This window comes from Frigoribacterium sp. Leaf164 (assembly GCF_001423665.1).
Taxonomy (GTDB): Bacteria; Actinomycetota; Actinomycetes; order Actinomycetales; family Microbacteriaceae; genus Frigoribacterium; species Frigoribacterium endophyticum.
Genome location: NZ_LMOX01000001.1, coordinates 1,597,755 through 1,614,763 on the forward strand (window position 1 = coordinate 1,597,755; position 17,009 = coordinate 1,614,763).

Here is a 17,009-nt window from a genome sequence, read left to right on the forward strand (position 1 = left end):
GCGTGGCAGCCATGTCTCCTCTGCGCCCCCGTGCCGTGCTCGACCGCGACGTCGCCCCCGGGGTGCACCGGCCCGAGCACGCCGACACGAACCTCTACCTCGTCGAGCACGGCGACCGCGTGCTCATCGTCGACGCGGGCCTGCCGGGGGTGTGGCCCCACCTCGTCGAGTCGCTCTTCGAGCTGGGCCACGGCCTCGGCGACGTCGACGGCGTGCTGCTCACGCACGCGCACTTCGACCACGTCGGCACGGCCCGGCGGCTGCGCCAGCAGTGGGGACTGCCCGTCTGGGTGCACCCCGACGACGCCCGGCTCGCGCGGCACCCGTACTCGTACCGGCACGAGCGGCCCCGGTGGCGCTACCCGGTCGAGCACCCCGCCGCGGTGCCCGCGCTGACCCGCATGGCCCTGGCCGGTGCCCTCTCCGTGCCCGCCGTGCTCGACACGCGCCCGATCACGGAGGCGGCCCTGCCCGAGGGCGCCGTGCTGCTCGAGACCCCGGGGCACACCGACGGCCACGTTTCGCTGCACCTGCCCGACCGCGACGCGGTCATCGTCGGCGACGCCGTGGTGACGCTCGACCCGTACACAGGCCGGCGGGGGCCGCAGATCGTCGCGGGCGCGGCGACGGCCGACAGCGAGCTAGCCCTGGCGTCGCTCGACACGATCGCGGCGACGGGGGCGCGGGTGCTGCTGCCCGGCCACGGAGCGCCGTTCCGGGGAGGCGCGGCGCAGGCGGTCTCGGAGGCCCGGCGCCGCGGGGCGCACTGAGGGCCCGAGCGCGCTGGGGTCCCGAGCGCGCTGAGGTCTCGGACTCGCTGACGTCTCGGACTCGCTGAGGCGCGTGCCGGGGCGACCGACCACGGGTCGCCGCTCCGCGCCTCCGAGGACGCCGACAATGCGAGGGACCCTCCGCGTAGCGTCACGCGCATGGACTCCGACGACTCGACCGCACCGCGCACGCCCGAGCAGGACGCCGCCGAGCTCGCGCTCGCGATCGTCTCGCACGCCACCGCCATCACGCAGGAGGACGACGCGGCCCTCGACGCGAGCGACGAGAACCTGCGGGAGGTCGTGGCGGGGCAGACCGACCAGCCCCTCACGGAGCGGCAGCAGGAAGTCGTCACGACCCTCGGCACGGCCGGCGGGGCCCTCGCGGCCGGCCTGAGCCACGCCCTGGCCGACGCCCGCGGCGTCGACGCCGCCGAGGTGCTCGGCGCGACGGCCCGGTCGGTCGTCGCCCACGCGCGCGACGGCGAGGCGCTCGACGACGCCGTGCGTGACGCAGCCGACGACGAGCTGGAGGCACGTCGCGGCGGCGCCTCGTCGCCGTCGGACGACGACCTCGAGGCCGCCGACCCGCGCCGGGGCACGCTGCCCGCGGGCGAGGCCGACCGCCGTGACCTCCACGACGCCGGCGACCAGGGCCAGCGCTCGTCGGGCAGCGAGCGCCAGCACGGCGAGGGCGACTCCCCGCGCTGACGCTGCTCCCCCGGGTCGCCGGCCGAGCGCCCGGCCCACCCCGGTTCCGCCCACCGGACCAGTCCGCCTAACCACCGACTGATCAACGAACCACGTCGTTGCGTGGTTCGTTGATCAGTCGGTGGTTCGCCGGCGTGACGAGTGGGCCGATGGCGGACGAGGGGCGGTGGGCGGCGGGGCCGGGCGCTACGCGGAGACGGGTGCGGGGGCGCGGGCCGCGTCGGCGACGACGGCCGACATCCGCCGCAGCAGCTCCTCGCCGGCCAGCACGCCGTCGGCGTCGGTCACCGTGAGGTGCGACGCCGTCCAGCCGAGGTCGTGCAGCTCGCCGTGGGCGGGGCGGAAGGCGTGGTCGGCGACCTCCAGCATGGCCTGGTCGAGCAGCGAGTCTCCCGCGGCGAGCACGAGGTCGGCGCCCGTGCGGGCCCGCACCTCCTCGAGGGCCGCCGCCTTGGTGACCGGGCTCGGCACGCAGTAGACCTTCCGGCCCTGCACCGAGACCGTCCAGCCGAGCTCGTCGCAGCGCGCGGCCAGATCGGCCACCGCCGTCTCGGGCATCTCCGCACGGTCGACGACCGCGTAGACGAAGAGGTCCTCCGCGACCTTGACCGAGAGCGTCCACGTGCTCCAGTGCGCGTCTGTGAGGAGGGCCTCGACCTGGGCGAGGGGCGCGCACTCCTCCGCGACGCGGGCGTCGAGCCGGCGTCGCCAGTCGAGGTCGGGCACGCCGTCGACGAGCAGCGCGCCGCCGTTGGTCGTCACGGCGTGCGTCGGCCGGACGCCCGGCAGCCGCACGCGCTGGTACTGGGCCACGGTGCGCGTCGTCACCGGGACGAGGTGCGCCGCGGCCGCGAGCGAGACGAGCAGCCCCTCGGAGGCGCGGGTCGTGAACGAGATCGGCACGCCCCCGTAGACCTCCGCCACGAGCAGGTCGGGCGCGTCGCGGTCGTCGCCCTGCAGGCGCAGCGCGGCGGCGGAGTAGATCAGGGTGCGGTCGAGGTCGCAGGCGACGACCACGGGGGCGCGGCTCATCGGGCACCTCCGTCGGTCGGGGCGGTCGGGGCCGGGTCGGCGCGCACCGCACGCCCGTCGGCACCGGTCGCCCCGGCGGTGTGCACGGGGTGGATCAGCCCGACGCAGCTGTAGGGCAGCTCGTCGACGACCTCCACCGGCACGCCGCGCTGCTCGGCCAGCAGCAGCACGTGGCGGACCTCGTCGAGGGCGTCGGCGCGCACGAGCACCTTCCAGGGGACGCGCCGCAGCAGCACGCGGGTCGTCTCGCCCACGCCGGGCTTGACGAGGTTCACGTCGTGCACGCCCTGCTCGTCGCTGATGCGCTCGACGGCCTCCCAGCCGGCCCAGGTCGGGCCGGCGGCCCGGTCGGGCTCCGTCGCCGCGGCCGCGACGCGGCGGTCGACCTCGTCGACGACGGCGTCGAAGCGCGCCGAGACCGTGTCGACGAAGGCGCGCGACACGTCGGTGTCGGCGAGCTCGGAGTAGAACTTGCCGCCGTGGAAGTCGTGGTCGCCGATCAGCCGGCGGTTGTAGACCGTGCGCGACACGAGGCCCGAGACCGTCGAGTTGAGGCAGGCGGACGGGATGAGGAAGTCGTCGCGAGTGCCCCAGGTCGACGCGCAGCGGCCCGGGTCGGCGAGCACGGCGAGGTCGTCGCCGAAGCGCACCCCGTCGGTCTCCTCGAAGCGCGCCAGCGCCTCGGTGAGCTCGCGGGTGATGGCGCCCTTGCCCGTCCAGCCGTCCACGAAGACGACGCGCGCCGGGTCGTGGTGGGCGACCAGCCAGCGCAGGGCGACCGGGTCGAGGCCCACGCCGCGCACGATGCTCATCGTGAGGTGCGGGGCGTCGACGCCGCGCACGCGGGCGGCCCAGCGGCGCATCAGCACCCCGACGGGGGTGCCGGCCCGCGCGAGCGAGACGAGCACCGGGGCCTGGTCGCGGGCGGCGAGCACGAGGTCGGTGACGACCCCGACGGCCGTCGCGACACGGTCCGCCGACCGAGCCAGCGCCTCCTCGTACAGGGCCTGGTACTCGGGGGTGGGCTGGTACTCGATCGGCAGCGACTCGGCGTAGTTGGCCGTCCCGCCCTGCAGCGTCGCCTCGCGCTCGTGCGCGGGCGCCTCGAGCTGCGCGTCGCCGAGGTCGGTGAGCAGCCACGAGACGTCGTCGGCGTCGTACGAGCCGAACGCCGGGCCGACGAGCGGCTCGGGCAGGCCGGGGCGCTCGGCCAGCTCGGGCAGCTCGTCGGCGGGGCGCGACGCCCCGGTCGGGGCGGCAGGGGCGGTGGAGGCGGGGCTGGGCTGCACGGCGGATCTCTCGGTGAGGCGGTCGGCGGGGCGGGCGGGCGCGGGGGCGGGGGCGGGGGCGGGGGCGGGGGCGTCGTCGGCCGCCGCGAGCAGCACGACGAGCACGTGCTCGGCGACCTCGCGGAGCGCCTCGGTGACGCTCCCGGCGCCGACGAGCTCGGCGGGGTCGGTGCCCGGCTCGGGCATCAGCACGACGACGCGCGGCCGCGCGCCGGCCCGCGACAGGTTGTAGGCGTGCCGCGGGCCGGGGCCGTCGAGGGTCACATCGTGGCTGCGGAAGGTGACGCCCGAGGCGACCGCGTAGTCGGGGCGGTCGAGCACGGCGATGGGCGACCGCGTGGTCGACGAGGCCCGTGTGGGCACGTGCCCGTCGAGCTCGTGCGCGACGGCGAGGGGGACGGAGAGGAACTCCTCGGTGCCGAGCACGACGACCGGGTCGTCGCCGCGGACGCCCTCGCGCAGCTCGGCCGGCAGGGCGTCGAGCACGGCCGCCACGACGCCGCGCACGTCGACGTCGGCCGTCGCGGCCGGGGCGTCGACCCCGAACCGCTCGCTCCGCACCGGGGCGACCACGTCGCGGAGGTCGAGCAGCGCGACGGCGTCGGCCGCCGAGGCACGGCGGAGGGTGGGCACGGCCTCGCCGAGCCCGGCCGCCACGTCGGCCCCGACGGTCAGCACGTCGGCGGGCAGCTCGACGCGCCCCTGCCCGAGCGCCACGACGTCGACGCGGGTGCCGAGCTCGCGCGCGACGGCGTCGAGCGCCGCCCGGTCGTCGTCGCCCCGGAGGTCGACGAGGGCCGCCACGACGAAGCGCTCCTGCGGCACCCGCGCGTGCAGGTCACGGACGGTGTCGACCACCGTCGCCCCGGTGCTCAGCTCGTCGTCGACGAGCACCACGGTGCCGCCGGCGCGGAGGCGCGACGGGTCGGTCGGCAGCAGCCGGTGGCTGGTGGCGTGCGAGTGGGCCTCCTCGAACGCGCCGAACGCGACCGCGCCCGCGGGGTCGTGCCGGGTCGAGTGGAGATACCAGGAGCCGAGGGCGTCGGCGACGAGGCGCCCGAGCCCGGTCGCCGTCTCGGCGTAGCCGAGCGTCGCGACGCCGGGGTGCCCGGTGCGGAGGGCGGCCAGCTCACCGCGCAGGGCGGCGAGGTCGCCCCGGAGTCGCGCCCGCGCCTCCCCCTCGGCCTCCCGCTCGGCCAGCAGCCTGGTGAACTCGCCCGCCAGCCGCCGGAGCTCGGCACCGCGGGCGCCCGCGTCGCCCTCGGCCAGCGCGAGGTCCGCCGCCGTGCCGAGCAGCTCGCCCGCCACCACGGCGAGGCCGGGGACGGTCGGCACGTGCTTGGCGAGCACGGTGGAGACGAGGAGGTGCGCCCGACGGGGGTTCCGGCGGAGCGCGAGGCCGACGAGGAGCTCGACGGGCACGAGGCCGTCGCCCTCGGAGCGCACGACGATGCCGACCCGGTCGTGCACGAAGCCGCTCTCGAGCGACATCGGCAGGGCGGGCGGCGTCGAGGGGGCGGCGGGTGCGGCGGCGGCGGGCGCGCCGGACCGCACCGCCTCGGAGACCGGGCCGGGGCTCGCGCTCACGCCGCGCCTCCGGCCAGGCTCAGCGAGGTCGCCCGCATGCTGAGCTCGAGCAGGTCGACGTACGTGGTCTCCTCCGCGGCGACCCCGAAGGCCGCGGCGCGCAGCAGCGTGCGCTCGGCCCAGGCGCGGTGCGGCTTCATCTCGTTCATCTTGTTGCGGTAGGGCGAGGCGACCGCGCCGCCGCCCTGGCGGCCCGTGATCGCGAGGGCGTCGTGGTACTCCTCGTGGCTGACGACGCTCATGGCGTGCACGAGCGCGACGTGCGACGGGTGGATGACGGTCTTGCCCGTGATGCCGTTCGCCTGGTCGAGCGCGATCTCGCGCAGCAGGCCGTCGAAGTTCTCGAGCAGCAGCCGGCGGCGCAGGTCGACGTCGTCGGCCTCGACGAAGGGCGTCATGCGCAGCTGGGGGCGCAGGAGGCGCTCGGTGTCGGCGTAGTGCTCCCAGACCGGGCCGCTGATGACGAAGCCGCGGTCGTGGCGCCCCAGCCGGTTGACGATGTCGGCGATCATCGACGCGACGACGCCCACGTCGTAGATCGTGAGGTCTCGCGACCGGCGGAGGCCGAAGGCGCTCGAGAGATCGGTCGCGCCGATCCGGACGGCGAGCACGTCGTCACGGTGACGCTGCAGCACGTCGGTGATGCCCTCGAGCGCCGCGGTGCGCGTCTCGGCGTGGATCATCACGGGCGACTCGAGGATGGGCATGACCCGGAGCCGCCGACGGGCCGCGTCGCCGCCCTGGTCGAAGCGCTCGTGGATCTCGTGCAGCACGGCGAAGAAGCGGTCGGCGTAGCCGTCCTGGTTCTCGAACTTCGGCAGCACGAAGCCGCTGAGCACGTCGAGCGCGGAGCCCGACCGCTCGGCCACGCGGAGCATCTGCTCGGGCGTCCGCACGCGCACGAAGAGCAGGGGCGCGGGCAGCGGCGCCGCGTCGGGCGCGAGGTCGCCGGCCTGCTCACGGTGCAGCTCGGCCAGGGCCGCCACCACGGCGTCCTCGGCCTGGTCGACCTCGTCGTCGGCGACGCTGTCCTCCAGGCAGAGCACCATGCTCATCACGCCGCGGGCCGCCTGCTTGTGCACCGCACCGACGAGGTCGGGGCGCGTGCCGGGGCAGTAGAGCGTGGCCCCGAGGGCGACCGCGAGCAGCGGCGCGGGCGACGAGAGGTCGAGCCGCTGCGGGATCGTGTGGAAGACGAGCGACAGCTGCTCGTCGCTGAGGAAGCCGAAATGGCGCATGGGCGATCATCTCCCGTTCGGGGCGCTGTCACCGGGACGCTCGGGGATCGAGTACCCGAATCTCTGGTGGACGAGAGGTGGCGTGAGGGTGTCCGGCAGGGTCACCCGGCGCAGCTCGAGGAGGCCGTCGACGACGAGCATCGCCAGCGCGACCCGCTCGCCGGGCTCGGCCGGGTCGACGGAGAGGCGGCGGTCGCCGGGCAGCTGGACCTGCAGCCAAGCGCCGTCGCCCGCGACGACCAGGGCCCGGCGCAGCTCGCGCACGTGCCGCAGGGTGACGAGCACCTCGTCGCCGTCGAAGGCCACGAGCGGGCGGTTGCCGCTGGTCGTCACGACGTCACCCATGCGCTGGCCGGTGGAGAACGCCGCCCCGTCGACGAGCTCCGTGCTCTCCCACACGGCGTGCACGCCGCCGGTGACGACGAGCGTGCCGATGGCCGACCGCCGCGGCGAGAGCCGCACGACGGGCTGGTCGCGGCTCAGCTCGCGGACGTCGGTGACGTCGGGCGCGGGGAACGGCGCGGGGCGCGACGGGCGAGCGGGGCGGGCGGGGCATGTCGGGCCGGTCGCACCGGACGCGCTCGACGCGGCGGGCGGCGTCGAGCTGCGGGGGCCACCGAGCGACAGGCCCGAGGAGGCGCGCCCCGGGTCGCCGACCCGCGCCTCCGGAGCCGGGGCGGGACGAGCCACGGAGACCGGAGCCGAGACCGGCGCCGGTGCCGGCGCCGGCGCCGGCGTGGCGGGGAGGTCGGGCACCGCGACCTGCGGCTTCACCCGCCGTCGCAGGAAGACGAGGTCGGTGCGCGTCGGACGCTCGGCCACGGCTAGAGCGTGACCTTGTAGTCGCGGGCCACCCCGGCGAGGCCGGTGGTGTAGCCCTGGCCGAGGGCGCGGAACTTCCAGTCGTCGCGGTGGCGGTAGAGCTCGCCGAAGAGCATCGCGTTGATCGCGTGGTTCTCGTCGCTCGGCACGACGAAGCGGACGAGGTCGCGGCCGTCCTTCGTGGCGACGCGCATGCTCGCCTGGCGGACGGCCCCGAAGGTGCCGAGGCCGCGGCGGTCGGGGTCGACGTAGACGACGAAGACGATCTTGGCCACGTCGTCGGGCACGAGGGCGAGGTCGACGTCGATCTGCTCCTGGTCGGCGTCGCCGTCGAAGGCGACGGCGCCGTCGGCCGAGACCAGCTGGTTGAAGAAGACGACGTCGTCGCCGGTGCGGGCGGTGCCGTCCGCGCCGCAGAGCACCGCGAGGGGCACGAGCTCGGGCTGCGGGCCGCGGCTCGGCGTGGTCTGCCACGAGAAGCCGACGAGCAGCTCGTGCACGTCGGGGTTCTCGGCGGTCAGCGCGGCGTTGCTGCCGGGCACCATCTCGCCCATCAGGGTCCTTCCAGTCGGAGGGTCGGCTCGTCGAACTTGGAGCGGAGGAAGCGGCCGTGGGTCGACAGCTCCTCGATCGCGCCGAGCCTGACCTGGTTGGTGAAGTCGAGCACGGTCCCGTGGACGATGCCTAGCTGCTCGACGAAGAGGGCGGTGGGGCGGGAATCGTCGGCGCGGTCGGCCGCGGGCAGCGAGAGGTAGCGGCCGAGCGGCGTGGGCACGTGGTCCTCGACGAGCTGCTCCATGAGCACCCGCTGCTCGGTCGAGGCGCCCTGCGACTCGATCAGGGCCGCCGACTCGCGGAGCACGTCGACGATCTGGAGCAGGCGCGAGGTGACGAGGGTGGGCAGGCGGCCTCCGCCGGCGTCGATCGAGCGCGACAGCTCCTCGAGCCGACGGGCCTCCGGCGTCGTGGCGCCCTGCCCGAGCGCCGACGCGACGGCCTCCCCGGCCGCGGCCACCGCCTCCCCCGGGGTCGACGACGGACGCGCCGGGACGGAGTCGTCCCGGTCGCGCCCGAAGATCCTGCCGAAGACCATCGGCTAGGCCGAGGGGCCGCCCAGCGCCGGGCGGGCGGTCGCGCCGCCGAGCTCGGCGGCCTCGCCCTGGCGGCTGCGCTCCAGGTAGGGCTTGGCCCGGGTGATGCCGGCCTCGAGGGCGGCCACCGTGCCGGACATGTTCTGCGCGGCCTGCGAGCGGAAGGAGTCGATCGAGTCCATCGTCGCGAACACGTTGTCGAAGGCCTTCTGCAGCGTGTCGACGCTGACGCCCGACGACGACGCCTGCTCGTGGATGCGGGCGGTCTGGTCCTTCAGCATCTCGCTGGTCTGCAGGATCATGTTGTTCGTCGTGGTGTTGATGGCGTCGATCTGATCGAGCACCATCTTCTGGTTGGCCAGGGCCGCCGCGACCGTGACGGCCGTGCGGAGGGCGGCGATGGTCGTCGTGCGGGCCCGGTCGACGCCCTTCACCAGCTCGACGTTGTTCTTGCGGATGAGGTCCATGGCGAGGTAGCCCTGCACCGACACCGCCAGCTGCGTGAGGATGTCCTGTCGGCGCTGGCGGATCGGGAAGAGGACGTCGGCCTCGAGCTTCTGCGCCTGCTCCAGCTGGCCGGCGGCGCGCGCGGAGTCGATCTTGGCGGTCGCGGCCTGGTCGAGGGCGTCGGCGAAGACGGCGTACTCGCTGAGCTGCCCCATCGTCTCCCAGAGCTGCTGCTTCTCGCCAGCCAAGGCGGCGTTGTCCTTGAGCAGCTCGTCCTTGCCCGACATGAGCGACTTGATGATCGCGTCGAGCTGCGTCTGGGCCGACTCGTACTTCTGGAAGTACTTGGCCAGCTTGTTCCCGCCCGGGATGAACCCGAGGATCTTCCGGCCCACGCCGAGGTCGGCCTGGTTCGGCGTGAGGTCCTCCACCGTCGACCGCAGGTCGCCCAGGGTGTTCGCGACCTTGATCTGCGCGCTGTCACCGCCGCGCTTGGCCCCGGCGACCGACGAACTCGACCGCTCGAGCATGCGCGTCGAGTAGCCGCTCGACGAGGTCATCTCGGCGCTGGCGAGGCTCGAGATGCCCTCGACCTTCTCGGTGAACTCGGGCGCCCGCGGGTCGAGCGTCGACACGTCGCGGATGAACTCCTGCGCCTGGCGCCGGATCTCGACCTGGCGCTCCTCCGGCACGGGGATCATGCCGGGCGCCGTCTCGGGCTCGACGATCGCCGGCGCCTCGGGTGCGCGCAGGACGAGCTCGCCGCTCTCGTCGGGGTCGGGAGGGGTGAGGGTCATGCTCATGGGTGATCCGATCCTGAGGTGTCGACGGGGTGGAACCGGGTGGTGGGGGCGGCTCAGCCGAAGGTGACGCCGAAGTCGCCGGCGATGCCCGCGAGGCCGGTGGTGTAGCCCTGGCCGACGGCCTTGAACTTCCACTCCGAGCCGCTGCGGTAGACCTCGGCGAAGACCATGGCGGTCTCGGGCGCGGCGTCCTCGCTGAGGTCGAAGCGCACGATCTCCTTGTCGTCCTGGTCGAGCACGCGGCAGTAGGCGCCGCGGACCTGGCCGAAGTTCTGGCGGCGCTCGTCGGCCTGGTCGATCGAGACCGCGATGACGACGCGGTCGACGTCGGCCGACACGCTCTGCAGGTCGATCGAGATCTGCTCGTCGTCGCCGTCGCCCGCGCCGGAGCGGTTGTCGCCGAGGTGCTTCACCGAGCCGTCGGCGGCCTCGGTCTGGTTGTAGAAGATGAAGTCGGCCGACGAGCGGACCTTGCCGGCCGGGCCGACGAGGAGGGCCGAGGCGTCGAGGTCGAAGGCCTCGCCGCTGGTGGTGCGCGGGTCCCAGCCGAGGCCGACGGTGGCGACGGTCAGCCCGGGGCTGGTCTTCGTGAGCGAGAGGTTGTTGCCCTTGGCGAGCGAGAGTCCGGCCATGGTGTCGTCCTTATGTCGTGGTGGTGCGCGTACGGGGTGCGGTGGTGCTGGCGGTGCTGGTGCTGGTGCTGGTGGTGCAGGGCGGTGCGGCCTTGGCTCAGTCGAGCACGATGCCGAAGTCGGTGGCGATGCCGTAGAGGCCGGTGGAGTAGCCCTGGCCCACGGCGCGGAACTTCCACTCGGCGCCGTGCCGGTAGATCTCGGAGAAGATCATGGCCGTCTCGGAGGCGGCGTCCTCGCTGAGGTCGTAGCGCACGACCTCCTGCCCCGTGTCTTCGTTGACGACGCGGCAGAACGCGTCGCGCACCTGCCCGAAGTTCTGCCGACGGACGTCACCCTGGTCGATCGTGACGCAGATGACGATGCGGTCGACGTCGGGGGGCAGCAGCGACAGGTCGATGCGGATCTGCTCGTCGTCGCCGTCGCCCTCGCCGGTGCGGTTGTCGCCGAGGTGGGCGACGGAGCCGTCGGGGGTGGCCAGCTGGTTGTAGAAGATGAAGTCGTCCTGCGACCGGACCTTCCCATCGGCGCCGAGCAGCAGCGCCGAGGCGTCGAGGTCGAAGGCCTGGCCGGCGGTGGTCCGCGGGTCCCAGCCGAGGCCGACGACGGCACGGCTCAGGGTCGGGTCGGCCTTGGAGAGGGAAAGGTTGTGGCCCTTGGAGAGGGTGAGGCTCGCCATCGATGTGTTCCTTCCGTGCGGGGTGCCTGGTGCGGGGCGCTGTCGGCTCGGCCGACGACCTAGAGCGCGGCGGCGGCGGGGCCGACGAGCTCGGGCACGGCCCGGCCGTTCGCCCGCTCGCCGATGGCGGTGAAGGTCCAGCCCTCGGGCGTGCGCGCGACCTTGGCCATGATCATGGCGGTGTGCGTGCCCGAGTCGGTCAGCTGGTAGCGCGCGACCTCGGGGCTGCCGGCGGTCGAGTCGTCGACGACGCGGCAGAACGCGTTCTTGACGAGGTCGAAGGTCTGGCGGCTGTAGCTGCTGATGACGAAGACGATCTGGCTGACGCTCGGCGAGACGCGGGTGAGGTCGATCATGATCGTCTCGTCGTCGCCGTCGCCCTCGCCGGTGAGGTTGTCGCCGGTGTGCCGGGCCGAGCCGTCCTTGCTCGCGAGCTGCTGGAACCAGACGAGGTCGAGCACCGCGCCGTTCGCGTCGAAGAAGATCGCCGAGGCGTCGAGGTCGACGTCGGCCTCCTTCTTGAGGCCGCCGAAGAAGCCCTTCTTGGCCGGCGTCGCGCTGTCCCAGCCGAGGCCGAGGCGCACCTTCGACAGCTGGCCGCCGTCGGCCTTCTTGAGGCTCAGCGACTGGCCCTTCTGCAAGCTCAGACCCATGATGTTCTCCTTCGATGATCGTGGTGGAGAGCTGCCGCGAGGCCCGCTCCTCCTGTTCGTTGCCTGTGTGACTGGTGACATCCTGTCCGAACGACCTGGGCTGGTGCTGACCGCGGGCGATGGAGCAGCTGTCGGAGCCCTGTGACCGGGGAGGCGCGGAACGGCCCCCGGAGGCCGCTAGCGGGAGGCCGTGACCGGCGCCTCCGCCGCCTCCTCGCGCGCCACGCGCCGGTTGCGCACCAGCGACGACGCGAACGCGGCGAGGATGAACACGACCCCGATGAGGCCCGTGACGACCTCGTTGACGTGGACGCTGATCGACACGAGCAGGATCGTGGCCAGCGCGCCGATCGCCCAGTGGGCGCCGTGGTCGAGGTAGACGTAGTCGTCGAGCGTGCCGGCCCGGACGAGGAAGACCGTGAGCGAGCGGACGAAGATCGCGCCGATGAGGCCGAGGCCGAGCGCGATGAGGATGGGGTCGCTCGTGATGGCGAACGCGCCGATGACCCCGTCGAACGAGAACGACGCGTCGATGACCTCCAGGTAGAGGAAGAGCAGGAAGGCCGCCCGGCCCACGACCTTGCCGCCGGTGTTGCGCGGCCCGCCGGCGCTGATGCGCTCGGCGCGTGCCGCGACCTCCTCGGGGTCGATGTCCTGGTCGTCGTCGTCGTCCGACACGTCGAACAGCGCGCCGAGGCCCGTGACGAGGAAGTACGCGACCATGCCGAGCGCGCCGGCGACGAGCACGACGGCCTGCTTCTCGCCCGCCGCGAGGGAGGCGACGACGAGGGCGACGAGGCCGATGACGACGGAGGCGCTGCTCAGCTTGCCGACCCAGGCGAACGCGAGCTCGGGGATCTTCAGCCAGCGGATGTCGCGGTCCTCGAACATGAAGTCGAGGAAGAGCATGAGCAGGAAGATCCCGCCGAAGGCCGCGATCTGCGGGTGCGCGTCGTTGAGGATGTACGCGTAGGTGCCGGGCTCCTCGATGCTGCCCTGCTCGAGAGCCAGGCGGATCGCCTCGACCGGGTTCAGCTGGGCCGTGACGGCCACGATCAGCAGAGGGAAGAGGATCCGCATGCCGAGCACGGCGATGAGGATGCCCACGGTGAGGAACATCTTCTGCCAGAAGGCGCTCATGCGCTCGAGGATGCGGGCGTTGACCACCGCGTTGTCGAAGCTGAGGCTGATCTCGAGGATGCCGAGCACCGCGACCAGGATCAGCGCCTCGACGCCGCCGTACACGAAGCCCACCGCGAGGGCCAGCACCGTGACGACCAGCGACCCCGCGAACGTCTTGAAGAACACCTGGCGACTCCCCCTCGGCCGGTCGTGCCGGCCTGCTCGTGACCGTGCGGGCCCGGGCCCCCACGGGGTGCCCCGGCGGTCGGCCCGGGCACCCGCCGAGTATATGGGCGTGCCGCGGGCTCGGCACGGCGGTCGTGCACATCGTGCAGCCGGGCGGGGCCGGTGGTCGGCCGAGGCCGGCCGGGCCCGCCGGAGCGCGGGGCTACGGGATGAGGCGCGCCTCGCGGTAGCGGGTGAAGAGCCGGGCGAAGGCGGTCTCGGTGCGGACGAAGCCGAGGAAGCCGGCCTCGCGGCTCTTGCCCATGTCGGTCACGACCTCCATCTCGCGGCCGAGGTCGGCGTCGGTGTGCCACCACGAGGCGACCCGGGAGAGGTCGGCCTCCGCCAGGCCGAGGCGCCCGGCGATCTCGGCCCAGTCGGCCTCCCGCCCCGCGAACTGCTGCTCGAAGGGGCGCGGCGCCCCCTCGTAGCCCTGCACGAGGGCGGGGTCGACGCCGAGGTGCTCGGCGAGGCGCGGCCACATCCAGCGCCACCGGAACACGTCGCCGTTGACGACGTTGAACGGCTCGTCGGCGCCGGCCGGGTCGGTGGCGGCCCAGACCATGTGGTCGGCGAGCAGGCCCGCGTCGGTCATGTCGGTGAGCGAGTTCCACTGCGTCTCGCTGCCGGGGAAGGTGAAGGGCAGGCCGAGCTCTCGGCTGAGCGTGGCGGCGGCCGCGACGGTCAGCCCCATGTTCATGGCGTTGCCGACGGCGTAGCCGATCACCGTGTGCGAGCGGTGCACCGACCAGGTGAAGCCCTGGCGCTCGGCGGCCGCGAACAGCTCGTCCTCCTGCGCGTAGTAGAAGTTCGGGGTGTCGAGCCGCGGCTCCTCCTCGTGGAAGGGCGTGTCGGGCATCTCGCCGGCCGCGTACGCCTCGAACGGCCCGAGGTAGTGCTTGAGGCCGGTGACGAGGGCGACGTGCTGAAGGGGCGCGTGCGCCAGGGCCGCGAGCAGGTCGCGCACCATGCCGGCGTTGACGGCGATGTTCTCGGCCTCGGTCTCCTGTCGCGACCACGCCGTGAAGAAGACGTGCGTCGGCCGTTCGTCGCGGAGCGCCTCGGCCAGGCTCTCCGCGCTGCGCAGGTCGGCGGCGACGCCGCGCACGCCGGGGGCGGAGGAGGCGCGGCGCGAGAGCGCGAGGACCTCCCACCCGTCGCGCGTGAGCGCCTCGACGAGCGCGGTGCCCGTGATGCCGCTGGCGCCGACGACGAGCGCGGTGCGGTCGGCCTCGCCGGAGGCGCGGGCGGGGCCGGGCCCCGCCTCGCCCTCGGTCGACGGGCCGGTGGTCGTGGGGGTGGTCGTGTTGTCGGTCACGTGTCGTGAAAGTACGCGGCGCCGCTCCGTGTTCCCCCACAGCCCCGCCCGGGCGCGTCGCCCTACCGGCCGCCCCACGGTCGACGACCCGTCCCCCGGTCGCGCTTACAGTGGAGGGACGCCCCCGGGCCGACCCGCCAGACCGATCCGCTCGGTCGCCCGACCGAACGGAGCGCTGATCGCGCTGAGCACCACCTCGACGACCCTCGCCGGCCTCGGCGGCCCGACCCGCGCCTCCTCGGGGGCCCGGCCGTGAGCGACGGCCCCCGCGCGTACGACCCGCCGCCGCGGCCGGTCGCGCCCGAGACGTCCGCGCCCTCGCCCGCGACCGCGGTGACCCCGGCCTCGGGCGCGCCGCTCCGCGACCCGTCGGCGCCGCCGCCCCCGCGCCGCCCGGACGCGGCCGCAGCCGTGGGCAAGCCCGCCGCCCGCCCGGCCCGCCAGCGCCGCCGCCGGGTGAACCCGCAGGAGATGCGCGACGTCCGCGCCCGCCTGCGCGGCACCATCTACGAGGGCACGACCCCGCAGCACGGCCGGCTCGGCGACCTCTACTCGCCCCGCCAGATCGTCGACTTCTGCCTCGACCTCGGCGAGGTGATGCTCGCCTCCGGCGCCGACGTCCGCACGGTCGAGGTGGCCATCGTCGCCGTCAGCACCAAGTGGAACCTCGCCCCGCTCGAGCTCGACATCACGGGCACCGCGATCACGCTGCAGTACGCGCCGGCCGAGGGCCCGCCGCTCGTCAAGATGCGCGTGGTGAGCGCGGAGGGCAGCGACCTGCACCGGCTGTCGCTCGTCTACCAGATCGTCGACGAGCTGCTGCACGACGACCGCGACATGACGAGCGCCGTCGAGGGCCTGGTCGAGGTGCTGCAGTCGCCGCCGCGGTGGCCGTCGTGGATCACCGACGGGGCCATGGGCCTGTTCGGCGTCTCGGTCTCGCTGCAGGCCGGCGGCTCGATCGTCGGCGCCGTCGGGGCCTTCGTCCTGATGATCGGCGTCATGACGCTGGGGCGCTGGCTCGCGCGCAAGGGGATCCCGCAGTTCTTCGCGGTCGTGCTGCAGTCGGCCTGCGTCGCCGCCCTCGGCACCCTCGCGATCTGGGCGGGGGCGATGCCCGCGGGCAGCGCGGCGGCGATGGTGGCCGCGGTGGTCGTGCTCATCCTGCCCCACGTGACGATCGTCACCTGGGCGCAGGACGCCATCTCGGGGTTCCGGGCCATGGCCGTGTCGCGCGCGCTCGTGATCGTGCTGATCGTGGCGGGCATCGTCGTGGGGATCCCCGGCGGCCTCGCGCTCACCTCGGGCGTCGCGCTCGAGGTCGACCCGACCGACATCACCCTGCGGTCGCTGCCGATCTGGCTGTTGCTCATCACCACCTTCTTCGCCGCCGCGGCCACCGCGGTGACGCAGGGCGCCAACGCGCGCGTGATGCCGGTCGCGATCGGGGTCGCGATCGTCGGCACCGTGTCGCTCTGGGGGCTGAAGCAGCTCGGGCTGCCGCTGCTCGGCGCGACCTTCCTCGTCGCGGTGCTGCTCGGGGCGCTCAGCACGGTGGTCGCGGCGCGGCTGCGGGTCTCGGCGACGGCGATCGCGGTGCCGGCGTTCTGCGGCTCGCTGCTGCCCTCGCTGGCGGTGGCGTCGGCACTGCTCAACTTCATGGCGGGCACCGACGGCGCGGCGGTCGACTTCGTCGCCTCGATGTCGACGACGCTCGCGATCGGCGCCGGGCTCGTGCTCGGCAGCCTCCTCGCGACGCCCGGCGCGCGCCGCTACCTGCGCCGCCGCACGAAGCGCGTCGTCGTTCAGTCGCAGCGGCTCGACACGTCGCCGATCGCGATCGTGCCGCCGGCGCCGGCCGTGCCGCCCGTCCCGCCGACCTGAGCGCGCTGCGCGGCGCGGCGCGGCGCGCGGCGGCAGCGGCAGCCCGCGGGCCGGCGGGCCGGGCTGGGCTGGTCGTCAGGCACCACGGGCCGGGTCCGGCCGGGCCGGGCAGCGGGGTCGCTAGCCTGGCGTCGGTCGTGCACCGCGGCGCGGCCGGACCCCCAGGAGGCGCTCGTGACCACCCAGCTCCGTGCCGCGACGGCCGACGACGCCGAGTTCCTGGCCGAGGTGCTGTTCCAGGCCTTCACCTGGCGGGGCCAGCCCGACGGCCTCGACCGCGCGGGCCTCCGTCAGAGGCCCGAGATCTGGCACTACGTGGCGGGCTGGCCGCGGGCCGGTGACGCCGGGCGCGTGGCGGTCGTGGACGGGCACCCTGCCGGTGCCGCCTGGTGGCGGACCTTCGACGAGCGCGACCGCGGCTACGGCTGGGTCGCCGACGACGTCCCCGAGCTCAGCATGGGCGTGGCGCCCGCGCACCGTGGTCGCGGTCTCGGCGGGCAGCTGCTCGACGCCCTCGTCGCCCACGCGCGCGAGGCCGGCCTGCCCGGCCTGAGCCTCTCGGTCGAGGACGGCAACGACCCGGCGCGTGCCCTCTACGAGCACCGCGGCTTCGTCCCCGCCGGCCGCGACGGCGACTCCGACACCCTCCTGCTGCGCCTGCGGTGATCGGGGAGGCCCGCAGAGCGGGTCTCCCGCGGCCCGGGCG

Annotated in this window: 16 protein-coding genes; 4 read left to right on the forward strand and 12 right to left on the reverse strand. The window is 74.4% G+C overall.

The window, feature by feature from the left end:
- The first annotated feature begins 11 nt into the window (after window positions 1–11).
- Both ASF82_RS07215 and ASF82_RS07220 read left to right on the forward strand, forming a co-directional pair.
- A complete protein-coding gene (locus ASF82_RS07215; RefSeq protein ID WP_235491184.1) occupies window positions 12–770 on the forward strand; it encodes an MBL fold metallo-hydrolase in 759 nt (252 codons plus the stop codon).
- A 159-nt stretch (window positions 771–929) separates the two neighbouring features.
- Window positions 930–1,481, forward strand: a complete 552-nt coding sequence (locus tag ASF82_RS07220) for a hypothetical protein (protein ID WP_056055239.1) — start codon at window positions 930–932, stop codon at window positions 1,479–1,481.
- Window positions 1,482–1,667: 186 nt separating this feature from the next.
- Here the strand turns inward: ASF82_RS07220 and ASF82_RS07225 are convergent, their stop codons facing one another.
- The 12 genes from ASF82_RS07225 to ASF82_RS07280 all read right to left on the reverse strand — a co-directional run bounded on the left by ASF82_RS07225 (window position 1,668) and on the right by ASF82_RS07280 (window position 14,419).
- On the reverse strand, window positions 1,668–2,513 hold the full coding sequence (locus ASF82_RS07225; protein ID WP_056055242.1) for a hypothetical protein: 846 nt from the start codon (window positions 2,511–2,513) through the stop codon (window positions 1,668–1,670).
- A complete protein-coding gene (locus ASF82_RS07230) occupies window positions 2,510–5,389 on the reverse strand; it encodes a phosphoribosyltransferase domain-containing protein (RefSeq protein ID WP_156369934.1) in 2,880 nt (959 codons plus the stop codon). The genes ASF82_RS07225 and ASF82_RS07230 overlap by 4 nt, the downstream gene beginning before the upstream one ends.
- Window positions 5,386–6,627, reverse strand: a complete 1,242-nt coding sequence (locus tag ASF82_RS07235; RefSeq protein WP_056055245.1) for an HpcH/HpaI aldolase/citrate lyase family protein — start codon at window positions 6,625–6,627, stop codon at window positions 5,386–5,388. Before ASF82_RS07235 ends, ASF82_RS07230 begins: the two co-directional genes overlap by 4 nt.
- Before the next feature lie 6 nt (window positions 6,628–6,633).
- A complete protein-coding gene (locus tag ASF82_RS07240) occupies window positions 6,634–7,449 on the reverse strand; it encodes a hypothetical protein (RefSeq protein ID WP_056055248.1) in 816 nt (271 codons plus the stop codon).
- A 2-nt stretch (window positions 7,450–7,451) separates the two neighbouring features.
- The gene (locus ASF82_RS07245; protein ID WP_056055253.1) at window positions 7,452–8,003 is read right to left on the reverse strand and encodes a TerD family protein; all 552 of its coding nucleotides are present in this window, start codon (window positions 8,001–8,003) and stop codon (window positions 7,452–7,454) included.
- Window positions 8,003–8,542, reverse strand: coding sequence for a hypothetical protein (locus ASF82_RS07250; protein WP_156369935.1), 540 nt, complete (start codon window positions 8,540–8,542; stop codon window positions 8,003–8,005). Before ASF82_RS07250 ends, ASF82_RS07245 begins: the two co-directional genes overlap by 1 nt.
- 3 nt (window positions 8,543–8,545) lie before the next feature.
- Entirely contained in the window at window positions 8,546–9,790 is a 1,245-nt protein-coding gene (locus ASF82_RS07255; protein WP_235491185.1) for a toxic anion resistance protein, read from the reverse strand.
- A 53-nt stretch (window positions 9,791–9,843) separates the two neighbouring features.
- Window positions 9,844–10,422, reverse strand: a complete 579-nt coding sequence (locus ASF82_RS07260; protein ID WP_056055259.1) for a TerD family protein — start codon at window positions 10,420–10,422, stop codon at window positions 9,844–9,846.
- A 97-nt stretch (window positions 10,423–10,519) separates the two neighbouring features.
- Window positions 10,520–11,101, reverse strand: a complete 582-nt coding sequence (locus tag ASF82_RS07265) for a TerD family protein (protein WP_056055261.1) — start codon at window positions 11,099–11,101, stop codon at window positions 10,520–10,522.
- A gap of 59 nt (window positions 11,102–11,160) precedes the next feature.
- Window positions 11,161–11,754 (reverse strand): TerD family protein, encoded by a 594-nt coding sequence (locus ASF82_RS07270; RefSeq protein ID WP_056055264.1) that lies wholly within the window; start codon window positions 11,752–11,754, stop codon window positions 11,161–11,163.
- A 177-nt stretch (window positions 11,755–11,931) separates the two neighbouring features.
- Window positions 11,932–13,062 carry a DUF475 domain-containing protein gene (locus ASF82_RS07275; protein WP_056055266.1) on the reverse strand — a complete coding sequence of 377 codons (1,131 nt, stop codon included), beginning with the start codon at window positions 13,060–13,062 and terminating at the stop codon, window positions 11,932–11,934.
- Between the two features lie 202 nt (window positions 13,063–13,264).
- A complete protein-coding gene (locus tag ASF82_RS07280; protein WP_056055270.1) occupies window positions 13,265–14,419 on the reverse strand; it encodes an SDR family oxidoreductase in 1,155 nt (384 codons plus the stop codon).
- A gap of 252 nt (window positions 14,420–14,671) precedes the next feature.
- Here ASF82_RS07280 and ASF82_RS07285 point away from each other — a divergent pair, with 252 nt between their 5' ends.
- On the forward strand, window positions 14,672–16,303 hold the full coding sequence (locus tag ASF82_RS07285; RefSeq protein WP_235491186.1) for a threonine/serine exporter ThrE family protein: 1,632 nt from the start codon (window positions 14,672–14,674) through the stop codon (window positions 16,301–16,303).
- A 174-nt stretch (window positions 16,304–16,477) separates the two neighbouring features.
- Complete coding sequence (locus tag ASF82_RS07290; RefSeq protein ID WP_056055273.1) at window positions 16,478–16,969, forward strand: GNAT family N-acetyltransferase; 492 nt, start codon at window positions 16,478–16,480, stop codon at window positions 16,967–16,969.
- The last annotated feature ends 40 nt before the right edge of the window (window positions 16,970–17,009 follow it).